21 protein-coding genes are annotated in these 24,435 nt (G+C 72.4%); 5 read left to right on the top strand and 16 right to left on the bottom strand.

All coding sequences use genetic code 11. The features are described from left to right. Positions 1-12: 12 nt before the first annotated feature. From narI to V3C34_RS13775, 7 genes are all read right to left on the bottom strand, one after another. Positions 13-765 (bottom strand): respiratory nitrate reductase subunit gamma, encoded by a 753-nt coding sequence (narI, locus tag V3C34_RS13805; RefSeq protein ID WP_068322624.1) that lies wholly within the window; start codon positions 763-765, stop codon positions 13-15. Further along, positions 762-1,508: a nitrate reductase molybdenum cofactor assembly chaperone gene (narJ, locus tag V3C34_RS13800; RefSeq protein ID WP_068322627.1), complete on the bottom strand. Its 747-nt coding sequence runs from the start codon at positions 1,506-1,508 to the stop codon at positions 762-764. Before narJ ends, narI begins: the two co-directional genes overlap by 4 nt. Continuing rightward, the gene (gene narH, locus V3C34_RS13795) at positions 1,505-3,172 is read right to left on the bottom strand and encodes a nitrate reductase subunit beta (protein ID WP_068322631.1); all 1,668 of its coding nucleotides are present in this window, start codon (positions 3,170-3,172) and stop codon (positions 1,505-1,507) included. Before narH ends, narJ begins: the two co-directional genes overlap by 4 nt. Next, positions 3,172-6,894 (bottom strand): nitrate reductase subunit alpha, encoded by a 3,723-nt coding sequence (locus V3C34_RS13790; RefSeq protein WP_346007406.1) that lies wholly within the window; start codon positions 6,892-6,894, stop codon positions 3,172-3,174. Before V3C34_RS13790 ends, narH begins: the two co-directional genes overlap by 1 nt. Next, positions 6,891-7,688 (bottom strand): helix-turn-helix transcriptional regulator, encoded by a 798-nt coding sequence (locus tag V3C34_RS13785; protein WP_346007405.1) that lies wholly within the window; start codon positions 7,686-7,688, stop codon positions 6,891-6,893. The genes V3C34_RS13790 and V3C34_RS13785 overlap by 4 nt, the downstream gene beginning before the upstream one ends. Before the next feature lie 200 nt (positions 7,689-7,888). After that, entirely contained in the window at positions 7,889-8,851 is a 963-nt protein-coding gene (locus tag V3C34_RS13780) for an acyl-CoA thioesterase II (protein ID WP_338537830.1), read from the bottom strand. A gap of 60 nt (positions 8,852-8,911) precedes the next feature. Next, entirely contained in the window at positions 8,912-11,029 is a 2,118-nt protein-coding gene (locus tag V3C34_RS13775; RefSeq protein WP_346007404.1) for a RecQ family ATP-dependent DNA helicase, read from the bottom strand. An 88-nt stretch (positions 11,030-11,117) separates the two neighbouring features. Between V3C34_RS13775 and V3C34_RS13770 the strand changes: the two genes are divergently transcribed. From V3C34_RS13770 to V3C34_RS13760, 3 genes are read left to right on the top strand one after another with little or no spacing between them, the layout of a single operon-like run. After that, entirely contained in the window at positions 11,118-11,573 is a 456-nt protein-coding gene (locus V3C34_RS13770) for a thioesterase family protein (protein WP_338537832.1), read from the top strand. Next, complete coding sequence (locus V3C34_RS13765; protein ID WP_346007403.1) at positions 11,570-12,199, top strand: hypothetical protein; 630 nt, start codon at positions 11,570-11,572, stop codon at positions 12,197-12,199. Before V3C34_RS13770 ends, V3C34_RS13765 begins: the two co-directional genes overlap by 4 nt. Before the next feature lie 22 nt (positions 12,200-12,221). Then, positions 12,222-13,016 carry an inositol monophosphatase family protein gene (locus tag V3C34_RS13760; protein ID WP_338537834.1) on the top strand — a complete coding sequence of 265 codons (795 nt, stop codon included), beginning with the start codon at positions 12,222-12,224 and terminating at the stop codon, positions 13,014-13,016. A 120-nt stretch (positions 13,017-13,136) separates the two neighbouring features. Here the strand turns inward: V3C34_RS13760 and V3C34_RS13755 are convergent, their stop codons facing one another. The 3 genes from V3C34_RS13755 to V3C34_RS13745 all read right to left on the bottom strand — a co-directional run bounded on the left by V3C34_RS13755 (position 13,137) and on the right by V3C34_RS13745 (position 15,992). Next, complete coding sequence (locus V3C34_RS13755; RefSeq protein WP_346007402.1) at positions 13,137-13,400, bottom strand: hypothetical protein; 264 nt, start codon at positions 13,398-13,400, stop codon at positions 13,137-13,139. 130 nt (positions 13,401-13,530) lie between these two features. Further along, on the bottom strand, positions 13,531-15,513 hold the full coding sequence (locus tag V3C34_RS13750) for a sensor histidine kinase (protein ID WP_068322654.1): 1,983 nt from the start codon (positions 15,511-15,513) through the stop codon (positions 13,531-13,533). After that, positions 15,510-15,992, bottom strand: a complete 483-nt coding sequence (locus V3C34_RS13745; RefSeq protein ID WP_068322657.1) for a hypothetical protein — start codon at positions 15,990-15,992, stop codon at positions 15,510-15,512. Before V3C34_RS13745 ends, V3C34_RS13750 begins: the two co-directional genes overlap by 4 nt. Positions 15,993-16,108: 116 nt before the next feature. On the opposite strand from V3C34_RS13745, the gene V3C34_RS13740 reads away from it, so the two are divergent. Next, the gene (locus tag V3C34_RS13740) at positions 16,109-16,774 is read left to right on the top strand and encodes a response regulator transcription factor (protein WP_346007401.1); all 666 of its coding nucleotides are present in this window, start codon (positions 16,109-16,111) and stop codon (positions 16,772-16,774) included. 7 nt (positions 16,775-16,781) lie between these two features. Here the strand turns inward: V3C34_RS13740 and V3C34_RS13735 are convergent, their stop codons facing one another. From V3C34_RS13735 to pepN, 6 genes are read right to left on the bottom strand one after another with little or no spacing between them, the layout of a single operon-like run. Then, positions 16,782-17,576: a glycerophosphodiester phosphodiesterase gene (locus V3C34_RS13735; RefSeq protein WP_338537838.1), complete on the bottom strand. Its 795-nt coding sequence runs from the start codon at positions 17,574-17,576 to the stop codon at positions 16,782-16,784. Positions 17,577-17,605: 29 nt separating this feature from the next. After that, positions 17,606-18,157: a dienelactone hydrolase family protein gene (locus V3C34_RS13730; protein ID WP_338537839.1), complete on the bottom strand. Its 552-nt coding sequence runs from the start codon at positions 18,155-18,157 to the stop codon at positions 17,606-17,608. Between the two features lies 1 nt (position 18,158). Next, complete coding sequence (locus V3C34_RS13725) at positions 18,159-19,874, bottom strand: glycoside hydrolase family 13 protein (protein ID WP_428832174.1); 1,716 nt, start codon at positions 19,872-19,874, stop codon at positions 18,159-18,161. Then, on the bottom strand, positions 19,871-20,275 hold the full coding sequence (locus V3C34_RS13720; protein ID WP_068423285.1) for a globin: 405 nt from the start codon (positions 20,273-20,275) through the stop codon (positions 19,871-19,873). Before V3C34_RS13720 ends, V3C34_RS13725 begins: the two co-directional genes overlap by 4 nt. 13 nt (positions 20,276-20,288) lie before the next feature. Continuing rightward, positions 20,289-21,206, bottom strand: coding sequence for a mechanosensitive ion channel family protein (locus tag V3C34_RS13715; protein WP_338537840.1), 918 nt, complete (start codon positions 21,204-21,206; stop codon positions 20,289-20,291). Next, positions 21,203-23,755, bottom strand: coding sequence for an aminopeptidase N (pepN, locus tag V3C34_RS13710; protein WP_346007400.1), 2,553 nt, complete (start codon positions 23,753-23,755; stop codon positions 21,203-21,205). Before pepN ends, V3C34_RS13715 begins: the two co-directional genes overlap by 4 nt. Positions 23,756-23,827: 72 nt before the next feature. On the opposite strand from pepN, the gene V3C34_RS13705 reads away from it, so the two are divergent. Further along, entirely contained in the window at positions 23,828-24,433 is a 606-nt protein-coding gene (locus tag V3C34_RS13705; RefSeq protein WP_068322676.1) for a DsbA family protein, read from the top strand. The last annotated feature ends 2 nt before the right edge of the window (positions 24,434-24,435 follow it).

Raw genomic sequence — 24,435 nt, 5'->3', positions numbered from 1 at the left:
ACGGTAGCCCGGTCACCTCCGGCTGGGCAGGTCGGGCTTGTCCCAGCCGCGGCGCGGCGCCGAGGTGCCCGTGCCGTACCCGCTGCGGGCGTCCCGGGAGCGGTAGACCAGGTAGGGCCGGGTGAGGTACCCGACGGGTGCGCTGAAGACGTGGACGAGCCGGGTGAACGGCCACATCGCGAAGAGCCCCATGGCGACGAGGGCGTGCAGCTTGAAGCCGATCGGCGCGTCCTGCATCAGCTGGGCGTCCGGACGGAAGGTGAAGACCCCGCGCCACCACGGCGAGACCCCGTCACGGTAGTTGTACTCGCCGCCGAACTGCAGGAGCGAGCCGGCGACGGTGTTCCACATGCCCAGGACGATGACGGCGGCGAGGAAGACGTACATCACCTTGTCGTTCGTCGTGGTGGCGGAGAAGACGGGGCCGGTCGTGCGCCGGCGGTAGACGAGGATGGCCAGGCCCACGAGGGTCGCGATGCCGGCCGGGATGCCGCCGGCCAGCGCGATGACGTGGTAGGCGTGCCGGCTCAGGCCGAGCGCGTCGGTCCACACCTGCGGGATGACCAGGCCGATGACGTGACCGGCGATGACGCCGAGCATGCCGAAGTGGAAGAGCGGGCTGCCGATGCGCAGCAGCCGGTCCTCGTAGAGCTGGGAGGAGCGCGTCGTCCAGCCGAACTTGTCGTACCGGTAGCGCCAGACGTGCCCGACGACGAAGGTCGCCAGGGTGAGGTAGGGGACGATGACCCAGAGGAAGGTGCTCATCGGGGGGCTCCTACGGGGATGGTCGCGCCGAGGTGGGACGCGGCGGGAGGCGAGGGACGAAGGGGGCCGGCCAGGTGCTCGTCGAGCGCCGGGTCCTGCGCGTAGGGGGCGGTGTCGATGCCGACGTCCTCCTGCGGCGGGCCCTCGGCGATGAGGCGGCCGAGCGCCTCCTCGTCGTCGCCCCGCAGCCGGGGGAGGGTGGCGCGCAGCGCCCGGACGGCGGGCAGCCACGGGGACTGCTTGCCGGTGAGGGCGGTGTGCAGCAGCTCGATCCCGACGCGGTGGTCGTTGAGCAGCCGCCACGCCGTGTCCGGGTCGCAGGTGGCACCGAACTCGAGCAGGACGCACAGGTGGTCGGGCAGCTCGGCGTCCTCGTCGTCCAGCTGCACCCCGGCGGCCCGGTAGGCCTGCTTGAACTGCACGAGCGCGACCCCCCGCTTCCGGGTGTCACCGTGCAGGAAGTAGGTCAGGTGCAGCGCGCACCGACGGGTCACGTCGAAGGTGTCGACGTACTGCGCCTGCAGGTCGGTCAGGTCGGTGCGCTCGATGTGGTCGAGGAGGTCGACGAGGGGCTCGCCGACCGTGGCCGGCAGCCCCTGCGCGCTCTGGCGCAGGACGGGGACGAGCGCGACGAGACGCTCGTCGGGGTAGTCGAGGAGCAGCGAGATCACCTGCCAGGCGTCGGCGAGGGCCCGTCCCTGCACGGCGGGCTCGCTCCTGCGGTGGCGTCGCCAGGGCATCATGGCCGGTCACCGCGCGACTGGTCCGGGAAGAGCCCCTCTGGGGTGCCCTTGCCGTCCCAGTTGAGCAGGTTGACCCGGCCGGTCTTCGTGCCACCCGCGACGAGCTGGTCGGAGGTCTGCCGCTCCTGCAGCATCTGGAAGTTCTCCACCGCCACCGGGGTGAGGGCACCACGGCCGGACCCCTCGCCGAAGGGGCCGGACAGGTCGATCTCCTCGTCGTAGCCGGAGACGGCGCAGTCCGTGGCGAGCTCCTCGAGCCCGTGGGCCTGCTCGCCGTGGGCGGTGGGGATCACGTAGCGCTCGTCGTACTTGGCCAGGGCGAGCAGGCGGTACATGTCGTACATCGCCTCCTCCTCCATGCCGACGGCCTCCGGGATCTCCGCCCGGGGGTCGCGGCCGAGGTTGATGTCGCGCATGTAGCTGCGCATGGCGGCGAGCTTCTTGAGCACCTCGTCGACCGGCCGGACGTCGCCGGCGGTGAAGAGGTTGGCGAGGTACTCGACCGGGATGCGCAGGGTGTCGATGGCCGCGAAGAGGTTGTCCTTGTCCTCGCCGTCGTACCCGGTGTCCTTGATGACGTCGACGACCGGCGACAGCGGCGGGATGTACCAGACCATCGGCATGGTGCGGTACTCCGGGTGCAGGGGGAGCGCCACCTTGTAGTCCATGATCAACCGGCGCACCGGCGAGGCCTTGGCGGCCTCGACCCAGTCACCGGGGATGCCGGCCTGCTCTGCGGCCCGCTGCACCTGCGGGTCGAAGGGGTCGAGGAAGACCGAGCGCTGGGCCTCGTAGAGGTCGTGGTCGTCCTCCACCGAGGCCGCGTCGAGGACCCGGTCGGCGTCGTAGAGCATGATCCCGATGTAGCGCAGGCGTCCCACGCAGGTCTCGGCGCAGACCGTCGGGATGCCCACCTCGACCCGCGGGTAGCAGAAGGTGCACTTCTCCGCCTTGCCGGTCTTGTGGTTGAAGTAGACCTTCTTGTAGGGGCACCCGGTGACGCACATGCGCCAGCCGCGGCACTGGTCCTGGTCGACGAGGACGATGCCGTCCTCCTCGCGCTTGTAGATCGCGCCGGAGGGGCAGGAGGCCGCGCAGCTGGGGTTGAGGCAGTGCTCGCAGATCCGCGGCAGGTAGAACATGAAGGTCTGGTCGAACTCGAACTTCACCTTGTCCTCGATGCCCTTGAGCATCGGGTCCTTGACGGCGTGCTCGAGGCTGCCGCCCAGGTCGTCGTCCCAGTTGGCCGACCACGACACGTTCATCTTCTTGCCGGAGATCAGCGAGTAGGGACGCGCGACGGGGAAGTGCTTCTGGGCCGGGGCGTTGAGCAGGGTCTCGTAGTCGTAGGTCCACGGCTCGTAGTAGTCGTGGATGCTCGGCATCTTCGGGTTGGAGAAGATGTTGAGCAGCTTGTTGATCCGTCCCCCCGCCCGCAGTTTGAGGCGACCGTTGGCGGCGCGCTCCCAGCCCCCCTTCCACTCCTCCTGGTCCTCGTAGCCGCGCGGGTAGCCCAGACCCGGGCGGGTCTCGACGTTGTTGAACCACACGTACTCGGTGCCCGAGCGGTTGGTCCACGCCTGCTTGCAGGTGACCGAGCAGGTGTGGCACCCGATGCACTTGTCGAGGTTCATGACCATCGCCATCTGTGCCATGACGCGCATCAGTACTGGACCTCCTGGTTGGTGCGACGACGGATCATCGTGACCTCGTCGCGGTTGTTGCCCGTGGGCCCGATGTAGTTGAAGAAGTAGGACAGCTGGGCGTAGCCGCCGATGATGTGGCTCGGCTTGAGCAGGATCCGGGTCAGGCTGTTGTGGATGCCGCCCCGTCGCTGGTCGGTCTCGGTGAGCGGCACGTCGATCAGCCGGTCCTGCGCGTGGTGCATGAAGACGGTGCCCTCCGGCATGCGGTGGCTCACCACCGCCCGTGCCGCGACGACGCCGTTGCGGTTGACCGCCTCGATCCAGTCGTTGTCCTTGACGCCGATCTTGGCGGCGTCGACGTCGGACATCCACACGGTCTGCCCGCCGCGGCTGAGGCTGAGCATGAAGAGGTTGTCCTGGTACTCCGAGTGGATGGACCACTTGTTGTGCGGGGTCAGGTACCGCACGCTCACCCCGAGCTCGGTCTGCTCGCCGATCGGTGTCTCCCCGAACAGGCGGGTCATGTTGAGCGGTGGTCGGTAGGTGGGCAGCCCCTCGCCCATGCCGAGCATCCAGTCGTGGTCGACGAAGAACTGCTGGCGTCCGGTGAGGGTGTGGAAGGGCTTGTGCCGCTCGATGTTGATGGTGAAGGGGGCATAGCGCCGACCGCCGGACTCGCTGCCCGACCACTCGGGGGAGGTGATGACCGGCACGGGCGCCGCCTGGGTGTCGGCGAAGGTGATCAGCTTGCCCTCGTGCTCGGCGGCCAGGTCGTGCAGCCGGGTGCCGGTGCGCTTCTCGAGCGCCTTGAAACCCTGGGTCGACAGGTGGCCGTTGGTCGTGCCCGACAGGTGCATGATCGCCTCGGCGACGTGGATGTCGGTCTCGAGTCGGGGGCGGCCGTCGCCGGCGCCGCCGTGGACCGTGCCGTTGCGCTGGCGCAGCAGGTCGATCTCGCGCGAGGGGTCGTAGGGCACCCCCTTCGTGACCATGCCGACGGTGTCGAGGAGCGGGCCGATCGAGGTCATCTTGTCGTACACCGCGGTGTAGTCGCGGGTCACCTCGGCCAGGACCGGCAGGGTCTTGCCGGGGACCGCCTCGCACTCTCCCTTCGCCCAGTCCAGGACGCGCCCGTGGACGGTCGCCATGGCCTCGGGGGTGTCGTGCCACAGGGGCTTGGCGACGACGTCGGTGCGGGTGCCGAGATGGTCGGCCGCGAGCTCGGAGAAGCGCTTGGCGATGACCTTCCACGTGTCCCAGTCGTTCTTGGACTGCCACGGGGGCGCGATCGCCGGGTTGAAGGAGTGGATGAAGGGGTGCATGTCGGTGGTGTTGATGTCGTGCTTCTCGTACCAGGTGGCCGCCGGCAGGACGACGTCCGACAGCAGGGTCGAGCTCGTCATGCGGAAGTCGAGGGTGACGAGCAGGTCGAGCTTGCCCTCCGGGGCCTCGTCGGCCCAGACGACGTCCTGCGGGCGGTGCGCCTCGTCGGCCTCACGCGCCTTGACGGCGTTGTCCGTGCCGAGCAGGTGCCGCAGGAAGTACTCGTTGCCCTTGGCCGAGCTGCCGAAGAGGTTGGCCCGCCACAGCGACAGGATCCGCGGGTGGTTGTCCTCCGCCTCGGGGTCCTCGATCGCGAAGCGCAGGCTGCCCTCGGTGAGGGAGCGCGCGACGTACTCGCCGACCGGCAGGCCGGCCTCCTTGGCCTCGTCGGCGACGACGAGCGAGCTGCGGTCGAACTGCGGGTAGCTCGGGGTCCACCCCAGCCGCACCGACTGGGCGAGCAGGTCCATCGTCGTGCGTCCGGCGAAGGTGCCGGTGCTGCCGTTGACCTCGTCGGCGTCGAAGGTGTCGTAGCGGTACTGGCTCGTGTTGACGTACCAGTACGCCGTCTGGTTCATGTGCCGTGGCGGGCGGACCCAGTCCAGCGCGAAGGCCATGTGCTGGAAGCCCATGAGCGGGCGCACCTTCTCCTGGCCGACGTAGTGGGCCCAGCCGCCGCCGTTGCGTCCCTGGCAGCCGGTGATCGTCGTCAGGACGAGCATCGCCCGGTAGATCTGGTCGGAGTGGTACCAGTGGTTGGTGCCGGCGCCCATGAGGATCATCCCGCGGCCGGTCGTGTCGATGGCGTTGTCCGCCCACTCGCGCGACAGGCGCACGATCTGCTCGACGGGCACACCGGTGATCTCGGCGCCCCACGCCGGGGTGGCGGGGACGCTCGGGTCCTCGTAGCCCGTGGGCCAGGCGCCGGGCAGACCCTCGCGGGCGACGCCGTAGTGGGCCAGCATCAGGTCGAGGACGGTCGTCACGAGGTGGTCGCCGACGCGGCGCACCGGGACGCCGCGTCGCTCGGTGCCCATCTCGCCGTCGAGGTTGTCGAAGCGCGGCAGCTCGACCTCCACCGACTGCGCCTCGCCGTAGAGGCTCAGGCGCGGGCGCACGTCGCCGAGCTCGAGGTTCCAGCGGCCCAGGCCCTCGTCACCGAAGCGGTGGCCGATGGAGCCGTTGGGGATCACGACCTCGTCGCTCACCTCGTCGATGACCGCGGTCTTCCACATCGCGTTCTGCGAGGTCTGCTCCGGGTTGTCGAAGTCGCCGGCGACGAGGAACTTCGAGGGGGCGTACCCCCCTTCGCTCGTGGGCTCGAGGGTGACGAGGTAGGGCAGGTCGGTGTACTGCCGGTTGTAGTCGGTGAAGAAGTCGACCTGCCGGTCGACGAAGTACTCCTTGAGCAGCACGTGGCCCATCGCCATGGCCAGCGCCCCGTCCGTGCCGGGCGCCGCGGCGACCCACTCGTCGGCGAACTTCACGTTCTCCGCGTAGTCGGGGGCGACGGCGATGACCTTCTGTCCCCGGTAGCGGGCCTCGGTCATCCAGTGGGCGTCGGGGGTGCGGGTGAGCGGGACGTTGGAGCCCCACATGATGAGGTAGGCCGCGTCCCACCAGTCGCCCGACTCGGGGACATCGGTCTGGTCTCCGAACATCTGCGGCGAGGCATTGGGCAGGTCGGCGTACCAGTCGTAGAAGGAGAGCATCGGTGCGCCGATGAGCTCGTTGAAGCGGGCGCCGGAGACGTAGCTGACCTGCGACATCGCGGGGATCGGGGAGAAGCCGGCGATGCGGTCCGGGCCCCACCGCTTGATCGTGTAGACATAGGCGGCCGAGACCATGTCGACCACCTCCTCCCACGTGGCGCGGACGAGCCCGCCCTTGCCACGGCCGCTCTTGTAGGTGCGGGTCAGCTCGGGGTCCTGCACGATCGAGCCCCAGGCGACGACGGGGTCGCCGTAGCGCTCCTTGGCCTCGCGGAACATCTGGAGCAGGGTGCCGCGGACGTAGGGGTAGCGCACGCGGGTGGGTGAGTAGGTGTACCAGGAGAAGGCGGCACCTCGGGGGCAGCCTCGCGGCTCGTACTCGGGACGGTCGCCGCCGGTGCTCGGGTAGTCGGTCTGCTGCGCCTCCCACGTGATGATCCCGTCCTTGACGTAGATCTTCCACGAGCACGACCCGGTGCAGTTGACGCCGTGCGTCGAGCGCACGACCTTGTCGTGGCTCCAGCGGTCGCGGTAGAAGGCGTCGCCGCTGCGTCCGCCCTCGACGAACATCGCCCGGTGGTCCTGCGAGATCCCCGCCCGGGTGAAGAAGCGCCGGGTGCCGACGAGCGCCTCGGACAGCGGCCCGTCGAGCCCGGCGGAGCGGGGGAGGTCGGTGGTGGGTCCACCGGTGGGCGAAGGGGTCATGCGGTGCCTCCTCGAGGGGCGAACGGGGTCCGGGTGGTCACGTGGGCGGTGCAGCGGGTGGGGGTGGCGAAGGGGGTGAGCTCGAGCTCGGCACCGGGCTCGCCGAGGACCTCGAGCGTGCCGCGCATGAGCCCGCGGTGGACGGCGCACACGACCTCGGGCCGGCTGCGGGCGAGCTCGATGAAGGGGCAGCCGATGATGTCGATGTCGGCGGTGTGGCCCTCGGCGCTCGTGCGCAGGTCCGGGGTGTAGCCCCAGTCGCGCAGGACGTCGATCATCCGGCCGACCGTGGCCAGCCAGGCGCCGGGGGAGGTGGCCGGCCCGGAGGGCGGACGGTCGCCGAGCAGCCGGGCGGCGTGCTCGTGGGCCCAGGCCGCGCCGGCCTGCTCCGGGGTGAGCGGGCTGCCGTCCTCGGTCCGCGCCGTGAAGGTCTCCGCGAGGAGCTCCGCGAGCCGGACGAAGGCCTCGTCGCGCTGCGGCGCCGGCAGGCTCTCGCGGGCGATGGCGTACTTCTTGCGCGGGCGTCCGACGCCGCGGGTGCGCACGGAGTGGGTGGTCAGCAGTCCGCCCGCCACGAGCCGCTCCAGGTGGAAGCGGACGGTGGTCACGTGGAGCCCGGCGAGCTCGCCCAGCTCCTGTGCGGTCAGGCCCTCTTCCCGCCGCCCCGCGGGCAGGGCGGCCAGGGTCTCGACGAGGTCACGACGCACGGCCGAGTCCAGCAGGTCGCTCCTGCCGCCGGCCTCCTGCGGGGCCACAGTGCTACGGCGTCCGGGCTGGGCCGGTGTGCTCGTCACAGTCCGGAGTCTGCCAGATAAAAATGATTGGCACGAGGTGGACGCGGGCGCGGCATCGGCTGTGAATTGGGCAACAGGATGATGTCGTAGAACATTGGATCATCGCGGATCTCGGCAGCGGGGCGGCCGGTCGTCCGCAGACTGGCAGCCCCACCCGGGCCGCGCGGGGCGGGCCGGGGACGCGAATTTAGAGGAAGGGCTCAGGCAGTGCCGTCGGCCCGGGGCGGCTTGATCCGCACCATCGCCTCCTGGGCGATGGTCGCGACGAGCGCCCCGTCCTCGTTGAAGACCTTGCCGACCATGAGACCGCGGCCGGAGCGGGTCGACGGGGACTCCTGGTCGTACAGCAACCAGGCACCCGGGTCGACCGGTCGGTGGAACCAGATGGTGTGGTCGATCGTCGCGGCGGTCAGCCCGGGCTCCGCCCAGGTCAGCCCGTGGGCACGCAGCATGGTGTCGATGGGGGTGTAGTCGGAGGCGAAGGCGAGCACGGCGCAGCGGGTCAGCTGGTCGTGGGGCAGCTGGGCGACGGTGCGGAACCACACCCGCTGACGGCCCTCGTGGTCGGGTGCGGGGACGACCGTCACGTCGCCGTCGACGTAGCGGTGGTCGACGGGCCGGCTGGCGATGTACTCCGCACGGGGGTGGTCGACCTGCGCGAACGCGTCCGCGACCGACTCGAGGTCCTCGGGGTAGGGCACCTCGGGCATCGACAGGTGGTGGTCCAACCCGTCGGAGGGGTCCTGGAAGGAGGCGGTCATCGACAGGATGGGTCGTCCGTGCTGCAGGGCGTGGACCCGCCGGGTCGAGAAGGACCGGCCGTCCCGCATGCGCTCGACGGCGAAGCGGATCGGCAGGCTGGAGTCGCCCGGCCGCATGAAGTACGCGTGAAGGGAGTGCGGCATGCGGTGCGGCATCTCGGGCAGGACCGTGCGTCCGGCCGCGACGAGCGCCTGCGCGAGGACCTGGCCGCCGAAGACCCGGCCGTGGGGCATCGCGATGCTCTCGCCCTCGAAGACGTCGGCGGCGCTCGCGCCGAGCTCGCCCACCCCTTCGGGACCCTCGACCCGGATCGTCGCGTGCCCGACCTCCTCGAGGTCCAGGGCCGCCAGGGCCGTGCTCAGCGCGATGCGCTGTGCCTGCTCGATCGACTCTGCGGTCATGGGGCTCCTCGACTGGTGGTCAACGACGTGACTCTAGGCGACGACGTGGGGGACGTGTCGTCAGCCGTCCAGGCCGAGGACGAAGGGGAGGACCTCCTGCGCCCCGGCACGCCGCAGGGCGCGCGCGGCGACGGTGAGGGTCCACCGCGAGTGGGCGATGTCGTCGACGAGCAGCACCGGCCCGCTGAGACCGGGCAGGGCGGCGTTGAGCTCCGGGCCGACCGCGAGCCGCTCCCACACGCCCGAGAGCCGGTAGGCGGAGTTGCCGCCGGGGTCGCCGACCGGTCCGCCGTCGACGAGGTCGAGCGTCCCGAGGACAGGCAGACGGCCGATCTGGCCGAGCTGCTCGGCGAGGGAGGTGACGAGGGTGGGCCGGCTGCGGGACGGGACCACGACGATGCCGGCGGGCCGGGTCTGCCAGCCCCACTCGGCGAGGACGCGGACGACGGCGCGGACCACCTGGTCGGGCACCGGCTGGTCCTGCGCCAGGAGGTCGCGCACCCGCGGTCCCCAGCCGAGGTCGGTGACGCGGGCCAGGGCGCGGCCGGGTGACATCCCCTCGGTCGGCGGGATCTTGCCCCTGACCGGCACGCCGAGCCGGTCCATGCCGGTGGGCCACTGCGCGCGCGGGTCGAGGTCGACACCGGCGCGGTCCAGGGTCGAGCGGGCGGACCCGAGGGCCTCGGCCGCGACGTCCGCGTCGATCCACGCTCCCGCGCAGCGGTCGCAGCGGCCGCAGTCCTGCGCGCTCGGGTCGTCCAGGGTGCGCTGGAGGAAGGCCATGCGGCACCCGTCCGTCGCGATGTAGTCGAGCATGTGCTGCTGCTCGGCCTGGCGGGCTGCGGCGACGCGCTCGTAGCGCTCGGCGTCGTAGACCCACGGCTGGCCGGTGCCGATCCAGCCGCCGCTCACGCGCTGGACGGCGCCGTCGACGTCGAGCACCTTGAGCAGCAGCTCCAGCCGGGTGCGCCGGATGTCGACGATGGTCTCCAGGGCCGCGGTCGACAGCGCGCGCCCGGCCTCGGCCAGGGCCGTGAGCACCGCCGCGGCCTGGTCCTCGCGCGGCATGGACGCCGAGGCGAAGTGCTTCCAGATCGACACGTCGTCGTGCCCGGGCAGGAGGACGACGTCCGCCCGCTCGGTGGCGCGACCGGCGCGACCGACCTGCTGGTAGTACGCCACCGGCGAGGACGGGGCCCCGAGGTGGACGACGAAGCCCAGGTCGGGCTTGTCGAAGCCCATGCCGAGCGCGCTCGTCGCCACCAGCGCCTTGACCTCGTTGCGCCGCAGGGCCTCCTCCATCGACGCGCGCTCCTCGGCGTCGGAGCGCCCGGTGTACGCGGCCACCGTGTGCCCGGCTGCCTGCAGGGCGGCGGCCACGTCCTCGGCGGCGCTCACGGTCAGCGTGTAGACGATGCCGCTGCCCTCGAGCTGCCCGAGGTGGGTGGCGAGCCACGCGAGGTGCTGGTCCATCCCGGCGCGGGGCAGCACCGCCAGCCGCAGGCTGTCTCGCGCGAGCTGTCCGCGCACGGTGAGCACCTCGTCCTGCGTCCCCGCCGCGAGCTGCTCCTCGACGTCGTGCACGACCCGCTCGTTGGCCGTCGCCGTCGTCGCGAGCACCGGCGTGCCCTGCGGGAGCTCCCCGAGCAGGTCCTTGATCCGGCGGTAGTCGGGCCGGAAGTCGTGCCCCCAGTCGCTCACGCAGTGCGCCTCGTCGACGACGAGCAGGCCGCACCGTCGGGTGAGGTCGGGCAGCTGCTCCGCGCGGAAGCGCGGGTTGTTGAGCCGCTCCGGGCTCACGAGCAGCACGTCGACCTCGTCGCGCGCGAGGCGGTCTCGCACCTCGTCCCACTCCTGGGCGTTGGCGGAGTTCATCGACACGGCACGCACCCCGGCGCGCTCGGCCGCCGCGATCTGGTCACGCATGAGGGCGAGGAGGGGGGAGACGATGAGGGCGGGGCCGGCTCCCTTCGCCCGCTGCAGCCGCGAGGCGACGAAGTACACGGCCGACTTGCCCCAGCCGGTGCGCTGCACGACGAGGACGCGACGGCCGCCGCCGACCAGCGCCTCGATCGCCTCGAGCTGGCCGTCGCGGAAGGTGACGTCGTCGCGTCCGACGAGCCGGCGCAGGACCGCGGTCGCGTCGTCGGCCAGGGTCGTGGTGGGGGAGGTGCTCATGACGTCCACCGTAGGCGAGCCCACCGACGTCGCCGTGGGCTGCGGACACCCTGGGGACGGGCGACCGAGCCGGTGGGAGACTGTGGACATGACCAGCCAGAGCCCTGCCCACCCCAGGTTCACGGCGGAGGTGGTCCTGCGCTGGGGCGACATGGACGCCTTCGGCCACGTCAACAACGTGCAGTACCACCGGCTCCTCGAGGAGGCACGCATCAGGGCCTTCGGCGAGTGGTTCCACTCCAGCGGCGGCGACACGATGCTCCGCTCCGGCGTGCTCCTCGCGCGGCAGGAGATCGAGTACCTCGAGCAGATGGTCTACCGGCCCGAGCCGATCGCCATCGAGATGTGGGTGACCCAGGTCGGCGGCGCCACCTGGGACATGGGCTACGAGATCCGCGACCGCGACATGCTGTACGCCCGGGCAGAGTCCACGCTCGTCGCCTTCGACCTCGCCGCGCAGGGCCCTCGACGGCTGACTGCGGACGAGCGGGCCGCTCTCGGCTCGCTGCTCGGCGAGCCCGTCGCGATGCGCCGCCGGCGATGACCCCCCTTCGTCTCGCCGACGAGGAGTCCGCGGCCGACCTCACGACCTACCTCAACCGGGCCAAGCGGGTCGACGAAGGGGGCGACGTGCGCCTCCAGGCGGTCGGTCCGGTCCTCGCGGCCTGGACCTGCGTGCTGCCCGGCCGCGGCCTGGGCAACGGTGGGCTCGTGCTGGGCCTGCGGACCTTCGCCCTGGCCGAGCCGGTCGAGCGCGACCTCACCGTGCCGATCGCGGCCGTGACCGACCGGCTCGCGCGCGGCGGCACCGAGGTGCCCGACCCGCCGATGACCTCCGCGCCCACGTGGGCCGCGATCAGCCCGCCGCGCTCCGGCTGGGAGCCCGTCGGGCGCGTGCCGGACGAGCTGCTGCTCGCCCATGCCCGCGAGGGGGTCGCCGAGGTCGCCGAGGGGGCTCCCGACGGCTCGGGCGCCGCGGCCGTTGCCGACCTGCGCGCCCGGGTGTGGGGACGGCCCACCCGGACGACGCCGCCGGTGCCGGTGGGGACGGCCTTCGGGCTGCACGCGCTCGGCTTCCTGCGGCCCACCGCCGGTGCCGTCGCGCAGGTGCACGCGGCCGGGCCGTGGACCCGGGTGGCGACCGACCGGGGCTTCGTCATCGCCCGCTGAGGACGGCCATAGTGTGGGGCGCGTGGACGACCACCTCGCCGACCTGCCCGCCGACATCGAGGACGCGGCCCTCGCCGCCGCGCTGACCCGACGGGCCGCCCAGCTGGCCGCCCGCATGCGCGCCGACGGGCTCGTGGGGCAGGCCAAGACCTCGATCTCCGACGTGGTGACGGCCGCCGACCACGCGGCCGAGGAGCTCGTGGAGGGCGCTCTGCGTCGCCTGCGGCCCGACGACGGCATCCTCGGCGAGGAGGGCGCCGAGGCCGAGTCGCGGTCCGGCCGCACCTGGGTCGTCGACCCGGTCGACGGGACGTACAACTTCCTCGCCGGGCTCGGGACGTGGTGCAGCGCGCTGGCCCTGCGCGACACCGACGGGCTGGTCCTGGGCGCCGTGCACCAGCCCGCGGTCGACGAGGCCTGGCTCGGCGGGCGCGACCTGCCGACCTCGCTCAACGGCACGGCCGTGGGGGCGCTCGCGGACCTGCCGCTCGCCGAGGTGGCCATGGCGACCTACCTGCACCCTGCCGTCCTGCACGTCGACGACCTGCGCGAGCCGTGGCTGGCGGCCATCGCTGGCGCGGCGACGGTGCGGATGTTCGGCTCCGGCTCGTGCGACCTCGCCGCCGTCGCCGCGGGCCGCATCGGCGTGTGGGCCCAGCAGTCGGTGCCGGAGTGGGACTGGCTGCCCGGTGCCGCCCTCGTCACCGCGGCGGGCGGCCGCGCGGAGCAGGTCGAGGTGCGCGGCCACGTGTGGAGCGTCGCCGGGCGCCCCACGGCCGTCGAGCAGGTCCTCGCGGCGCTGCGCAGCCGGGTCTGATCAGGGTCGAGCCGCACGACCGGCCTCGACACGCGCAGCAGGTCACGTCGTGCAGCAAGATCGCGATCGTGCTGCACGACGTGACCTGTCACGCGCCCTCGGGCGGCCTGGTCCTGGTCGTCAGAGGCGGGGGAGGATGCAGGCCGGTTCGAAGAGCGGCCAGCTGCGCTTGCTGAAGGACACGCTGCCGGCCCCGAGGTCGCGGTTGCACCAGTCGCTCGTCGTGGACGCGGACGAGCCGGCGGAGCTGGTCCCGGCCGGTCGGGCCGAGACCGGGGCGGCGGTGGCGGCGCCGAGCGCGACGACGCTGGCGGCGGTGCCGAGAGCGGCGACCATGCGCGTGCCGAGGCGGGGGGTGGTCGAGGTGCGGGTCGTGGTGGTCATCGTGATCTCCTTCGTCGTGGCCCTCTGGGTGGCGGGGCCTGCATGACGAGAGTGGGTCCGCGGGCGTCCCGCCGGTAAGGGACAGGCGCCTGCCGCCGACGGGACGATGTCCCGGGACGCGCGAAGGGGGTCAGCTCGGTGCGAGTGGGATCCGCACCTCGACCCGCGTCCCCGGGTCCGCGTCGAGCACTCGGCAGGTACCTCCGAGCTCCTCGGCCCGGTTGGCCATCGACTGGAGCCCGACCCCACCGTCCCTGGGACGCACGCCGCCGACCCCGTCGTCGGTCACGGTGACGTGCAACCAGTCGTCCTGCGCGCACACGTCCACGCGGCAGCTGCGGGCGTGGGCGTGCCGGACGACGTTGGTCATCGCCTCGGTGGCGATCCGGTACGCGGCCACCTCGACGGCCGGTGGCAGGTCCGGCAGGTCCGTGGGGACCTGCACCGTCGTGCGGTGATCCGGGAGCAGGACGTCGACGCGTTGCGCGAGGGCCGTCCCCAGGCCCCGGTCGAGCGCGGGCGGTCGCAGGCCGTCGACGACGCGACGCACCTCTGCCGTGCAGTCGGCGAGGACCTCGAGGGCGTTCGCGAGCAGCAGGCCGACGGCAGGGTCCTCCGGTGCGGCGCTGCCCGCGAGTCGTCCCCGGGCGGCCGTCAGCTGCATGCGGGTCCCCGCGAGCGCGGGCCCGAGACCGTCGTGCAGGTCGTGACGCAGCCGCAGCCGCTCCTCTTCCCTGGCGCGCACGAGGACGGTCCGGGCCCGCTGGAGCTGCAGCGTCAGACGGTGCGCCTCGGCAGCGATGGCGGCCTGGGTGGCGACCTGCGTCAGCAGGGCCTCCTCGGCCGGGGTGAAGGCCCCGCCCGCGCGGCGGGGCGCGACCTCGAGCGTGCCGACGTGGTCACCGTGGGCGACCAGCGGGAAGGCCTGCGTCCCGGGCTGCGGACGGCCGGACTCCGCCACGACGAGCGGCTCGGCACCGCGGGTCGTGACGAGGATGCGCGCGTACGGGACGCGCAGCGCGTCGGTCAGGGTCTCGACGAACTCCGTGAGCATGCCTCCCGGGTCGCTGGCCTGGTGCATCCGCCGGCCCAGGTTGCCCACGACCTGGTGCGGTCGGTCGCGGTCGCCGAAGAGCAAGCGGTCCAGAGCCCGCTGCACCACGCGTCGCAACGGGTCGAACCCGGCGGCGATGATGCCGGTGCCGATCGCGGAGGCGAGGAAGGGCCGCTCACCCAGGACGGTGCTGCTCGTCACCGCGATCGTGAGCGCGAAGGCCACGAGGACCGCACCGCTCATGACCAGCCAGACGAGGGTGCGGTTGACCACGAGGTCGAGGTCGTCGACCCCGTACCGCAGGATCGCCAGACCCATGCCGAGGGGCAGTGCCAGGGCAGCCGGCACGAGCGAGTAGCTCATGCCGCCGGCGTCGAGGGCGGTGCCGGCGACGAGCAGCAGCCCGGCAGGTAGCAGGCACAGGATCTGGCTGCGCACGGACCCTTCGGCGTCGTCAGCCCGGGCGCGAGCGACCATGTCGATGACGACGAGCACCGTCAGCAGGATGACGACCACGGCGCCGGCGACGGTGGCGACCACCCAGGGGCGGGCCGCCACGGGGGCGGCCTGGGCCGAGGTGAGGAGCGTGCGAGGGGCGCCGAGGGCGGCCGTCGCGAGCGTCGTCGTGCTCACGGCCGTGGTGAGCACCAGCAGCCACGCCACCCACCGTCGCGACCCGGTGGGGAGGTGTCCTCCGGGGAAGGCCAGGAGGGCGAGCGGGATGAGCGCCAGAGGTGGCCACCACAGCCACTGGGTGGCCCAGGCCGCGACCACGTGGTGGGCCCACCCCGCGGCCGCGACGGCGGCGAGTGCGACGAGGCCGATGGCCAGGACGACCCGGCCGACGAGGTGGCCGGGCCGGGCACCGAGGACGAAGATGCCGAGGGGGAGGAAGCCGGCCGCCAGGGTGAGCGTGGCCACCGACGACGGTGTGTCGGCCCCGTCCGAGGTGAGCAGCCCCGCGAGAGCGAGCAGGACGAGGACGGCCGCCACGGTCCCGCCGAGCGCAGCCTCACCGGCGCGCCGGCGGACGGTCACCGTGCCGGCCCCGGGCGTCATCCCATCGCGTGCAGGAGGTTGTGGAACCACCCCCGGCTGTGAGCGTTGGCGGGCGGGTGCTCCAGCCGGTGCAGCTGGGCCAGGACCTCTGGCAGCTCGCCGCCGACCTCGGGGACGACGGTGCCGACCGGGTAGTGGGTGCTGCTGCTCGGGGGGTGCGCGGCCAGGTGGGCGCTGGCCGACGCGAGGACCCGGTCGATGCGGTGCCGCACCTCCACGGGCGAGGCCTGTCCGTCGGCGGTGGCGAACCCGTGGACCTCGAGCGTCTCGTCGAGGAGCGGCTGGAGCTGGTGGCCGGCTGCGTCGTAGAAGTCGAGGGCCCGAGGGTCGTCGCGGGGCGCGTCGCCGAGCGCGTGACCGGTCGTGCGGTGCCTCCCCCCGTGGTCGATGACCTCGGTCACCGTGCCGACGTACAGCCAGCTGTCGTCGGTGGAGATCGCGAGGACCAGCGAGTCCGGGGCAAGCGCGTGAACGGCCATCGTGATCGTCTCCGGCTGGGAAGCGATGGGGTGGACGAAGAATGGTCCCCCCAGTCTGGTCAGTATGGCCCCGAATCCCGCTGCTGGGTAGAGCTCCCGGGTCCTAGGCTGCCTCCATGACCAGTCCGGGCGAGGGGACGACGGCGGGGCACGTCGTGCTCGTCGTCGACGACCACCCGGTCGTCCGCAACGGCTTGACCGCGCTCCTCGCCGGGCTGCCCTGGGTGGCGCGCACGGTCGAGGCCGAGAGCGTCGTCTCGGCGCTCGACGTCGCCGGCCAGCACGCTCCCAGCCTCGCCGTCGTCGACCTCGGCCTCCCCGACGGCGACGGCATCGACCTGACGCGACGCCTGCGTGCGCTCCTGCCCGACCTGCGGGTCCTCGTCCTGACGATGACCTCCTCGGGGGACAGCGCCCGCGCCGCACTGGGTGCCGGTGCGTCCGGCTATGTACTCAAGGAGACCGCGCCCGACGTCCTTCTCGGCGCCCTGCGGACCGTGGCCGACGGCGGACTCGTCCTGGGGCCGGACGTCGGGAGCGGCGAGCTGCTCGGCGAGGGGACGAAGGGGGGAGTGCCCGCCCCCTTCGCCCGGTTGTCCCCGCGGGAGCTGCAGCTCGTCCGGCTCGTCGCCGCCGGCCGCTCCAACGCCGAGATCGCGCGGCGGATGTCGTTGGCGGACAAGACGGTGCGCAACCAGGTCTCGTCCGTCCTGTCCAGGACCGGGGCCGCCGACCGGCTGCAGCTCGCCCTGCTGGCCCGCGAGACGGGGCTCGTCGACTGACGGCGCCTCACAGCAGGGGGTGTCCCCGCTCCGCGAGCACGTCCCGCAGGGTGTCGATCCGGTCGGTGACGATGCCGTCGACGCCGAGGTCGAGCAGGCGGTGCATCTCGTCGGCGTCGTCGATGGTCCACACGTGCACGTGCTTGCCGAGGGAGTGGGCAGCGGCGACGAGCCGTCGGGTGGCCAGGGCGACGGGCACCGGCCCGACCCGCTGGCTGAGCGGGATCTGCAGGGCCTGGGAGGGCGAGCGCAGCAGGCGCCGCAGCACGCGGGGGAGGAGCCGGGTGGCGGCCACGTCACGGGGCCCGGCCGACGTCGCGAGGTCCGGGCCGAGCGCCCGGCGCACCGCCCGCAGCCGCTCGTCGCTGAAGGAGCCGATGCACACCCGCTCGATCGCGTCGTGCCGACGGATCACCTCGACGAGGGGCTCGACGGCGTCGTGGGACTTGATGTCGATGTTGAAGCGCGTGCCCGGGAAGGTCTCGAAGAGCTCGTCCATCGTCGGGACGGCGTCGACACCGCGGATGCGCGCCGTCGAGACCTCCGACCACGGCAGCTGCGCGATGGGGCCCTGCGCATCGGTCACCCGGTCGAGCACGTCGTCGTGGAAGGCCACGAGCTGGCCGTCGGACGTCGCGTGCACGTCGGTCTCGAGGTAGCGGTACCCGATGTCGACGGCGTGACGGAAGGCGGCGACCGTGTTCTCCCGACCGACGTTGGGGCCGTAGGTCGACCCGCCGCGGTGGGCGAGGGCGATGGGGGGCGCGTCGCCGAAGTAGGCGAAGTCCGAGGCGGGTCTCACCCGACCACGCTAGCGCCGTCACCCGGCGTTCAGCGGATGAAGCCGTCGACCCTCTCGACCGTCGCCGCGGTGAGCGCCGCGTCGTACCCCGGCAGGTCCGGGTCGGTGAAGAGGTGGCCGCGGCCGGGTGCCACGTGGTCCTCGAAGGGGGCCCCGCTCGCCTCGACCGCCGCGCCGAGGGCGGTCACGTCGGTCGGCGCGATCCACGGGTCGTCGGCGTACCGGTGCACCTGGACGGGCACGCCCGACCACGCGTGCCGCGGGGCGGCGACGGAGTGGAGCAGCACCGCCGCGCGGGCCAGCGGTCGTCGCGCGGCCAGCCGCTGCGCGTACCACGCACCGAGCGAGAACCCGGCGAGCACCGTCTCGGGCGGCAGGGACGCGACGAGCTCGCGCACCGTCTCGAAGTACTCGGGATGGGCGTCGCGGTGCGCGATGCCCTCGCGCTCGCCGTCGAAGACGTGACCCTCGTAGTAGTCCGGCACCTCGACCTCGTGACCCCGCTCGCGCAGCAGGTCGGCGAAGGCGTGGACCCCCGGGCGCAGCCCGAGCGCCGAGTGCATCAGCAGGATCGTGGCCATCTCAGCGAAGGGAGGCCCACACCGTGACGTCACCCGGCACCCGGGTGTCGCCCAGGTCGGCGGAGGAGACCAGCACCTCCGCGCCGTCGGGCAGGTCCACGGGCGCACCCGAGAGGTTCACGAGCACGAGCGTGCGGGTCCCGTCGGGCGCGGTCGAGACGTAGCCGAGGACCTCCTCTGGCAGGCCCTCGACCTCGGCCAGCCCGCCGAGCCCGAGGCGGCGGTCGCGGCGCAGCGCCAGCAGGGTGCGGTAGAGCTCGAGGGTGGACCCGGCGACCCCGGTCTGGGCGTCCACGGCGAGCTCGGAGTACGAGGCGGGCTGGGGCAGCCACGACGCGCCGGTGTCGTTGAACCCGAGGGCCGGGGCCCCCTTCGTCCACGGCATCGGGACGCGGCAGCCGTCCCGTCCGAGCTCGACCCCGCCCGTGCGGGCGAAGGTCGGGTCCTGGCGGACCTCGTCGGGCAGGCTCGTGTGCTCCGGCAGGCCGAGCTCCTCGCCCTGGTAGACGTAGGCGCCCCCGGGCAGCGCGAGCATGAGGGCCGTCGCGGCCCGGGCGCGGCGCACGCCCAGCTCGGCGTCGGGCTGCGGGTCGGCGGCGCCGATGCCGTTGGGCCGCGGCTGCCCGACCGGCAGGCCGAACCGGCTCGCGTGCCGCAGCACGTCGTGGTTGCTGAGGACCCACGTCGACGGCGCGCCGACCGAGTCGTTGGCCGCGAGCGAGCGCCGCACCGCCTCACGCAGCGCCCCCGCATGCCACTGCGTCTCGAGGAAGTCGAAGTTGAAGGCCTGGTGCATCTCGTCGGGGCGCACGTACCGCGCCAGCCGGTCGGCGGGCGCGACCCACGCCTCGGCGCACAGGATCCGCTCGGGTGCGCCGTAGGAGTCGAGGAGCGCGCGCCAGGAGCGGTAGATCTCGTGGACGCCGTCCTGGTCCCAGTACGGCGCCTCGTGGGTGACCTCCATGAGCCCGCCCGGGTGCTTGCCGAAGGGCGGGAAGGCCGGGTCCTTGACGAGCCCGTGGGCGACGTCGACGCGGAACCCGTCGACGCCGCGGTCGAGCCAGAAGCGCAGGGTGGTCTCGAAGTCGGCGCGCACCTGCGGGTTGGTCCAGTCCAGGTCCGGCTGGCTCGGGTCGAAGAGGTGCAGGTACCACTGGCCGGGGGTCCCGTCGGCCTCGAGCACCCGCGTCCAGGCCCCACCGCCGAAGTTGGCCAGCCAATTCGTCGGCGGGAGCGACCCGTCCTCGCCGAGCCCGTCACGGAAGACGTAGCGTGCGCGCTCGGGGCTGCCCGGGCCGGCGGCCAGCGCCTCCCGGAACCACGCGTGGTCGCTGGAGGTGTGGTTGGGCACGAGGTCGACGACGACGCGCAGCCCGAGCTCGTGGGCGCGCGCGATCATCGCGTCCGCGTCGTCGAGGGTGCCGAAGAGCGGGTCGACGTCCCGGTGGTCGGCGACGTCGTAGCCGGCGTCGCGCTGCGGGGAGCGGTAGAAGGGGGAGAGCCACACCGCGTCGACGCCGAGGTCGCGCAGGTGCTCCAGGCGCGAGGCGATGCCGGGCAGGTCGCCGACGCCGTCCCCGTCGCCGTCGGCCCAGGACCGCGGGTAGATCTGGTAGATCACGGCGTCGCGCCACCACGGGGAGCCCGCGGGGTCGGCGGCGTGGATCTCGTGCAGGGCGAAGGGGGTGCCCCCGGCCTTCGTGGAGGGGTCGTTCACAGGCGGTTCCCGTCGTCGTCGGCGTTGACGAGCATGTCCGCCGCACGCACGAAGTAGTCACGCATCGCGGCGTCGTGGGCCTCGGGCAGGTCGAGGGTGTCCATGGCCGCCATCATGTGGCGCATCCACCGCTCGCGCTGGTCCGGGGTCACCGCGTAGTTGACGTGACGCATCCGCAGACGCGGGTGGCCGCGCTCCTGGCTGTAGGTGCCCGGGCCGCCGAAGTACTGCTCGAGGAACATCCGCAGCCGCACCTCCGCCGGACCGAGGTCCTCCTCGGGGTAGAGGGCGCGGAGCGTCTCGTCCCCGGCCACCCCCTGGTAGAAGGCGTGCACGAGGCGCACGAAGGTCTCGTGCCCCCCGACCTGCTCGTAGAAGCTGTCTCCGGGCTGGGCGAACATGGGGTCCAGCCTCTCAGATCTGGTGCTGCCCACCCACGGTGGGGATCGGCGGCCCGGCGATGCCCTCGCGGTCGAAGGCCTCCTTGACCCTGCGGCGGATCTCGCGCTGGATGCCCCAGTTCTCGTCGGGCGCGCAGCGGGCGAGGATGCGGACGGTCACGGTGCCGCCGGTGATCGACTCGACCCCGAGCACCTGCAGCTCCTCGCGCAGCACCTCGCGCCAGTGCGGCTCGTCGTCGATGCGGCCGACCTCGTCGCGGATGATCCCGATGACGCGCTCGACGTCCTCCCGGTAGCTGAAGGGGATGTCGACGAGCACCGTCGACCAGCCCTGGCTGCGGTTGCCGATCCGGATGATCTCGCCGTTGCGCACGTACCAGACGACCCCGTCGTGGTCGCGCAGCCGGGTGACCCGCAGCGTGACTTCCTCGACGGTGCCGACGGCCTCACCGGTGTCGATGAGGTCGCCGACGCCGTACTGGTCCTCGAGGATCATGAAGATGCCGGAGAGGAAGTCCTTGACGAGGGCCTGCGCGCCGAACCCGAGCGCGACCCCGCCGACGCCGGCGGAGGCGAGCAGCGGGGCGAGCGGGATCCCGCACAGCGACAGGACCGTGAGCACCGTGATGACGCCGATGGCGAAGGTCGCGATGGACCTCAGCAGCGAGCCCATCGTCAGCGTCCGCTGGCGGTAGCGCTCGCGGGCGGTCGTCGCCTCGCGGCCGGTGCCGCGCCGCTCGCGCCTGGCGCGGGTCGCCTCGCTGCGCGCGATCGAGGCGGCGACGGCCCGGGTGATGGCCCGGTGGGCGAGCCAGCGCGCGAGGACGGCCACCACGAGGGTGACGACGATCTTCAGCGGGGCGCCGAGGAGCCAGTCCAGCGTGGACTCCCACGTCAGGTCGAGCGCGAGGAACTGGGTGAGGTCGATCATCGGGCCGAGTCTGCGTCACGCTCCTGGGCAGCGACTGCACGCGCCACGGCGTCGCGGCTCTCGGCGACGGTGCGCCGCAGGCCCGCCGGTGCCGACGCGTGCTCGTCGAGCCAGGCCTGGGTCGTCGCGAGCAACTCCGGCCCGGCCAGCGCCATCGGGTAGAAGCCGATGACGATGCCCTCGGCGATGGCGTGCGTGCGCGTGGACCACACGTCCTCGAGGACGTCGTGGTAGCGCTGGACGAAGGGGGTGAGCAGCGCCGGGTCGGTGGTCCGGCCGAACCCGAGCGCGTGCGCGTCGACGACCGAGTTGGGGGTGTCGGTCGCGACGACGCCCGCCTGCCACGCGGCCTCCTTGGCCTGCGCCGTGGGGATGCTCGCGGCGGCGCGGGCGGCGCGCTCACGACCGGTGGCCGTGTTGTCCCCCTTCGCCTCCATGGCGATCGCGTCGGCGTCCGCCGCACCGGCCGCGGCGAGGCCGGTGAGCAGGGTCCACCGCATGTCCGTGTCGACGGCCAGACCCTCGAGGGTCGTGCTGCCGTCGAGCAGCCCGGCGACGAAGGCGGTGTCGTCACCGGGTGCGAGCAGGCCGCAGTGCCCCGTGACGAGCTGCAGCTGGGCGTCGCTGCCGGGCGCGGCCCGGCGCGCCAGCTCGGCGAGGTGGGCGACGACCTGCGCGCGCACCTGCTCGCGGTGCTCCGGTGCGCTGTACGTGAGGACCGCCGTCGTGACCTGGCCGATGAGCGCCCGCAGCAGGACCGAGTCGGTGAGCCCGTCGAGGACCGGCAGGACGAGCTCGACGTAGGAGCGCGCCGCCATCTCGCCGTCGCGGGTCATGTCCCATGCCGAGGCCAGGGCCAGCGACGCCGGGAGCGACTCGGTGAAGGCCGTCGGGTGCGCGAGCAGCGTGGCGAGGGAACGCTCGTCGAGGCGCAGCTTGGCGTAGGCCAGGTCGTCGTCGTTGACGAGCAGCAGGTCGGGCTGGCGCTGGCCGACGAGCTGGGGCAGCGGGGTGCGCTCGCCCTCGACGTCGACCTCGATGCGCTCGCGGCGCTGCAGCGTGCCGTCGACGAGGTCGTAGACACCCACGGCGAGACGGTGCGGGCGCAGGGTCTCGAAGCCCTCGGCGAAGGTCTGCTCGATGACGGCGTCGACGTAGTGCCCGCGGTCGTCGACCTCGACGAGCGGCCGCAGGGTGTTGACCCCGGCGGTCTCCAGCCACAGCCTCGACCAGGCACGCAGGTCACGGCCGGACGTCGCCTCGAGCTCGTCGAGCAGGTCGTCGAGCGTCGTGTTGCCCCACGCGTGCTTGGCGAAGTACGCGCGCAGGCCGTCGCGGAAGGGCTCGCGGCCGACGTAGGCGACGAGCTGCTTGAGGACGGAGGCCCCCTTCGCGTACGTGATGCCGTCGAAGTTGACCTCGACGTCGGCGAGGTCGCGGATCGGCGCGACGATCGGGTGGGTCGAGCTCAGCTGGTCCTGGCGGTAGGCCCAGGCCTTCTCGTGGGTGCAGAAGGTCGTCCACGCGTCGGTCCACCCGGTGGCCTCGGCCTGGCAGGTCGTCGAGGCCCACTCGGCGAAGGACTCGTTGAGCCACAGGTCGTTCCACCACTTCATCGTCACGAGGTTGCCGAACCACATGTGGGCCAGCTCGTGGAGGACGGTGAGGGCGCGGCGCTCGACGAGCGCGTCGGGCACCTTGGAGCGGAAGACGTACATCTCGTGGAAGGTCACGCAGCCCGCGTTCTCCATCGCGCCCATGTTGTACTCCGGCGTGAAGACCTGGTCGTACTTGGTGAAGGGGTACGCGTGGTCGAACTCCTCCTCGAAGAAGGCGAAGCCCGCCTTGGTCAGCGCGAAGAGGTTGTCGGCGTCGAGGTACTGCGTGAGGGACTTGCGGCAGAAGATGCCCAGCGGCACCTCCTTGTCCCGCGACGTCAGGGAGTCCCGCACGACGTCGTAGGGGCCGGCGACGAGGGCGGTGATGTAGCTGCTCATCCGCTCGGTCGGGGCGAAGGCCCACGTCGCCACGCCGTCACGGACCGGCGTCGGCTCGGGGGTGGGGGAGTTGCCGATGACCTGCCAGTGCGCGGGGGCGGTGACGGTCAGGGTGAAGCTCGCCTTGAGGTCGGGCTGCTCGAAGACGGGGTACATCCGGCGGCTGTCCGGGACCTCGAACTGCGTGTACAGATAGACCTCGCCGTCGACCGGGTCGACGAAGCGGTGCAGGCCCTCGCCGGTGTGCATGTACCGACCCGTCGCACGGATCGTCACGACGTTGTCCTCGGCGAGGTCGTCGAGGCGGATGCGGTGGTCCGCGAAGAGGTCGGTGGCGTCCAGCTGCACGCCGTTGAGCTCCACGGACTCCACCGACTCACCGATGAAGTCGACGAAGGTGGAGGCGCCCCCCTTCGCGCTGAAGCGGATGGTGCTCGTCGTGGCGAAGGTCGTCTCCGACGTCGTCAGGTCCAGCGTGATCTCGTGGCTGTCGACGGTGACGACGGCCGCCCTCTCGGCGGCCTCCTCACGGGTGAGGTTCTTGCCGGGCACGTGTGGCTCCTTCGCATCGGACGTTTTCCTCATGCTGTCACAGCACCCGGACGGGTCTGAGACGATGGGCGCATGACGACGACGCCCGTTGAGATGTGGTTCGACCCGCTGTGCCCCTGGGCCTGGATGACGAGCCGGTGGCTCATGGAGGTCGAGCAGGTGCGCGACATCGAGGTCACCTGGTCGCAGATGAGCCTGTCGGTCCTCAACGAGGGCCGTGACCTGCCCGAGGAGTACCGGGAGATGATGGACCGGGGCTGGGCGCCGGTCCGGGTCATCGCCGCGGCGCGCAAGGCGCACGGTGACGAGGTGACCAAGCCGCTCTACGACGCGATCGGCACCGCGATCCACCTCGGTGGTGAGCAGGACTACCGCGTCGCCACCGCCGCCGGTCTCGCCGAGGTCGGGCTGCCCGCCGAGCTCATCGAGGCCGCCGACACCGACGAGCACGACGCCTTCCTTCGTGAGAGCCACGACCGCGCCATCGACCTCGTCGGCGACGACGTGGGTACCCCGGTGATCTCGGTCGAGGGCGTCGCCTTCTTCGGCCCCGTCGTCTCCCCGGCCCCGAAGGGCGAGGCCGCCGGCCGCCTCTTCGACGGCTGCGTGCTCGTCGCCGGCACGGACGGCTTCTTCGAGCTCAAGCGTTCCCGTACCCGCGACCCCATCTTCGACTGAGA

The organism is Janibacter terrae (assembly GCF_039636765.1).
Classification (GTDB): domain Bacteria; phylum Actinomycetota; class Actinomycetes; order Actinomycetales; family Dermatophilaceae; genus Janibacter; species Janibacter terrae.
The sequence above is the reverse complement of the archived record's forward strand: the minus strand, read 5'-3'. Positions and strand labels throughout refer to the sequence as shown.

Excerpts from the sequence above, each read along its gene's own strand:
- narI (WP_068322624.1), bottom strand. The coding sequence starts at position 765 with ATGAGCACCTTCCTCTGGGTCATCGTCCCCTACCTCACCCTGGCGACC.
- narJ (WP_068322627.1), bottom strand. The coding sequence starts at position 1,508 with ATGATGCCCTGGCGACGCCACCGCAGGAGCGAGCCCGCCGTGCAGGGA.
- narH (WP_068322631.1), bottom strand. The coding sequence starts at position 3,172 with ATGCGCGTCATGGCACAGATGGCGATGGTCATGAACCTCGACAAGTGC.
- V3C34_RS13790 (WP_346007406.1), bottom strand. The coding sequence starts at position 6,894 with ATGACCCCTTCGCCCACCGGTGGACCCACCACCGACCTCCCCCGCTCC.
- V3C34_RS13780 (WP_338537830.1), bottom strand. The coding sequence starts at position 8,851 with ATGACCGCAGAGTCGATCGAGCAGGCACAGCGCATCGCGCTGAGCACG.
- V3C34_RS13775 (WP_346007404.1), bottom strand. The coding sequence starts at position 11,029 with ATGAGCACCTCCCCCACCACGACCCTGGCCGACGACGCGACCGCGGTC.
- V3C34_RS13770 (WP_338537832.1), top strand. The coding sequence starts at position 11,118 with ATGACCAGCCAGAGCCCTGCCCACCCCAGGTTCACGGCGGAGGTGGTC.
- V3C34_RS13765 (WP_346007403.1), top strand. The coding sequence starts at position 11,570 with ATGACCCCCCTTCGTCTCGCCGACGAGGAGTCCGCGGCCGACCTCACG.
- V3C34_RS13755 (WP_346007402.1), bottom strand. The coding sequence starts at position 13,400 with ATGACCACCACGACCCGCACCTCGACCACCCCCCGCCTCGGCACGCGC.
- V3C34_RS13750 (WP_068322654.1), bottom strand. The coding sequence starts at position 15,513 with ATGACGCCCGGGGCCGGCACGGTGACCGTCCGCCGGCGCGCCGGTGAG.
- V3C34_RS13745 (WP_068322657.1), bottom strand. The coding sequence starts at position 15,992 with ATGGCCGTTCACGCGCTTGCCCCGGACTCGCTGGTCCTCGCGATCTCC.
- V3C34_RS13740 (WP_346007401.1), top strand. The coding sequence starts at position 16,109 with ATGACCAGTCCGGGCGAGGGGACGACGGCGGGGCACGTCGTGCTCGTC.
- V3C34_RS13730 (WP_338537839.1), bottom strand. The coding sequence starts at position 18,157 with ATGGCCACGATCCTGCTGATGCACTCGGCGCTCGGGCTGCGCCCGGGG.
- V3C34_RS13720 (WP_068423285.1), bottom strand. The coding sequence starts at position 20,275 with ATGTTCGCCCAGCCCGGAGACAGCTTCTACGAGCAGGTCGGGGGGCAC.
- V3C34_RS13715 (WP_338537840.1), bottom strand. The coding sequence starts at position 21,206 with ATGATCGACCTCACCCAGTTCCTCGCGCTCGACCTGACGTGGGAGTCC.
- V3C34_RS13705 (WP_068322676.1), top strand. The coding sequence starts at position 23,828 with ATGACGACGACGCCCGTTGAGATGTGGTTCGACCCGCTGTGCCCCTGG.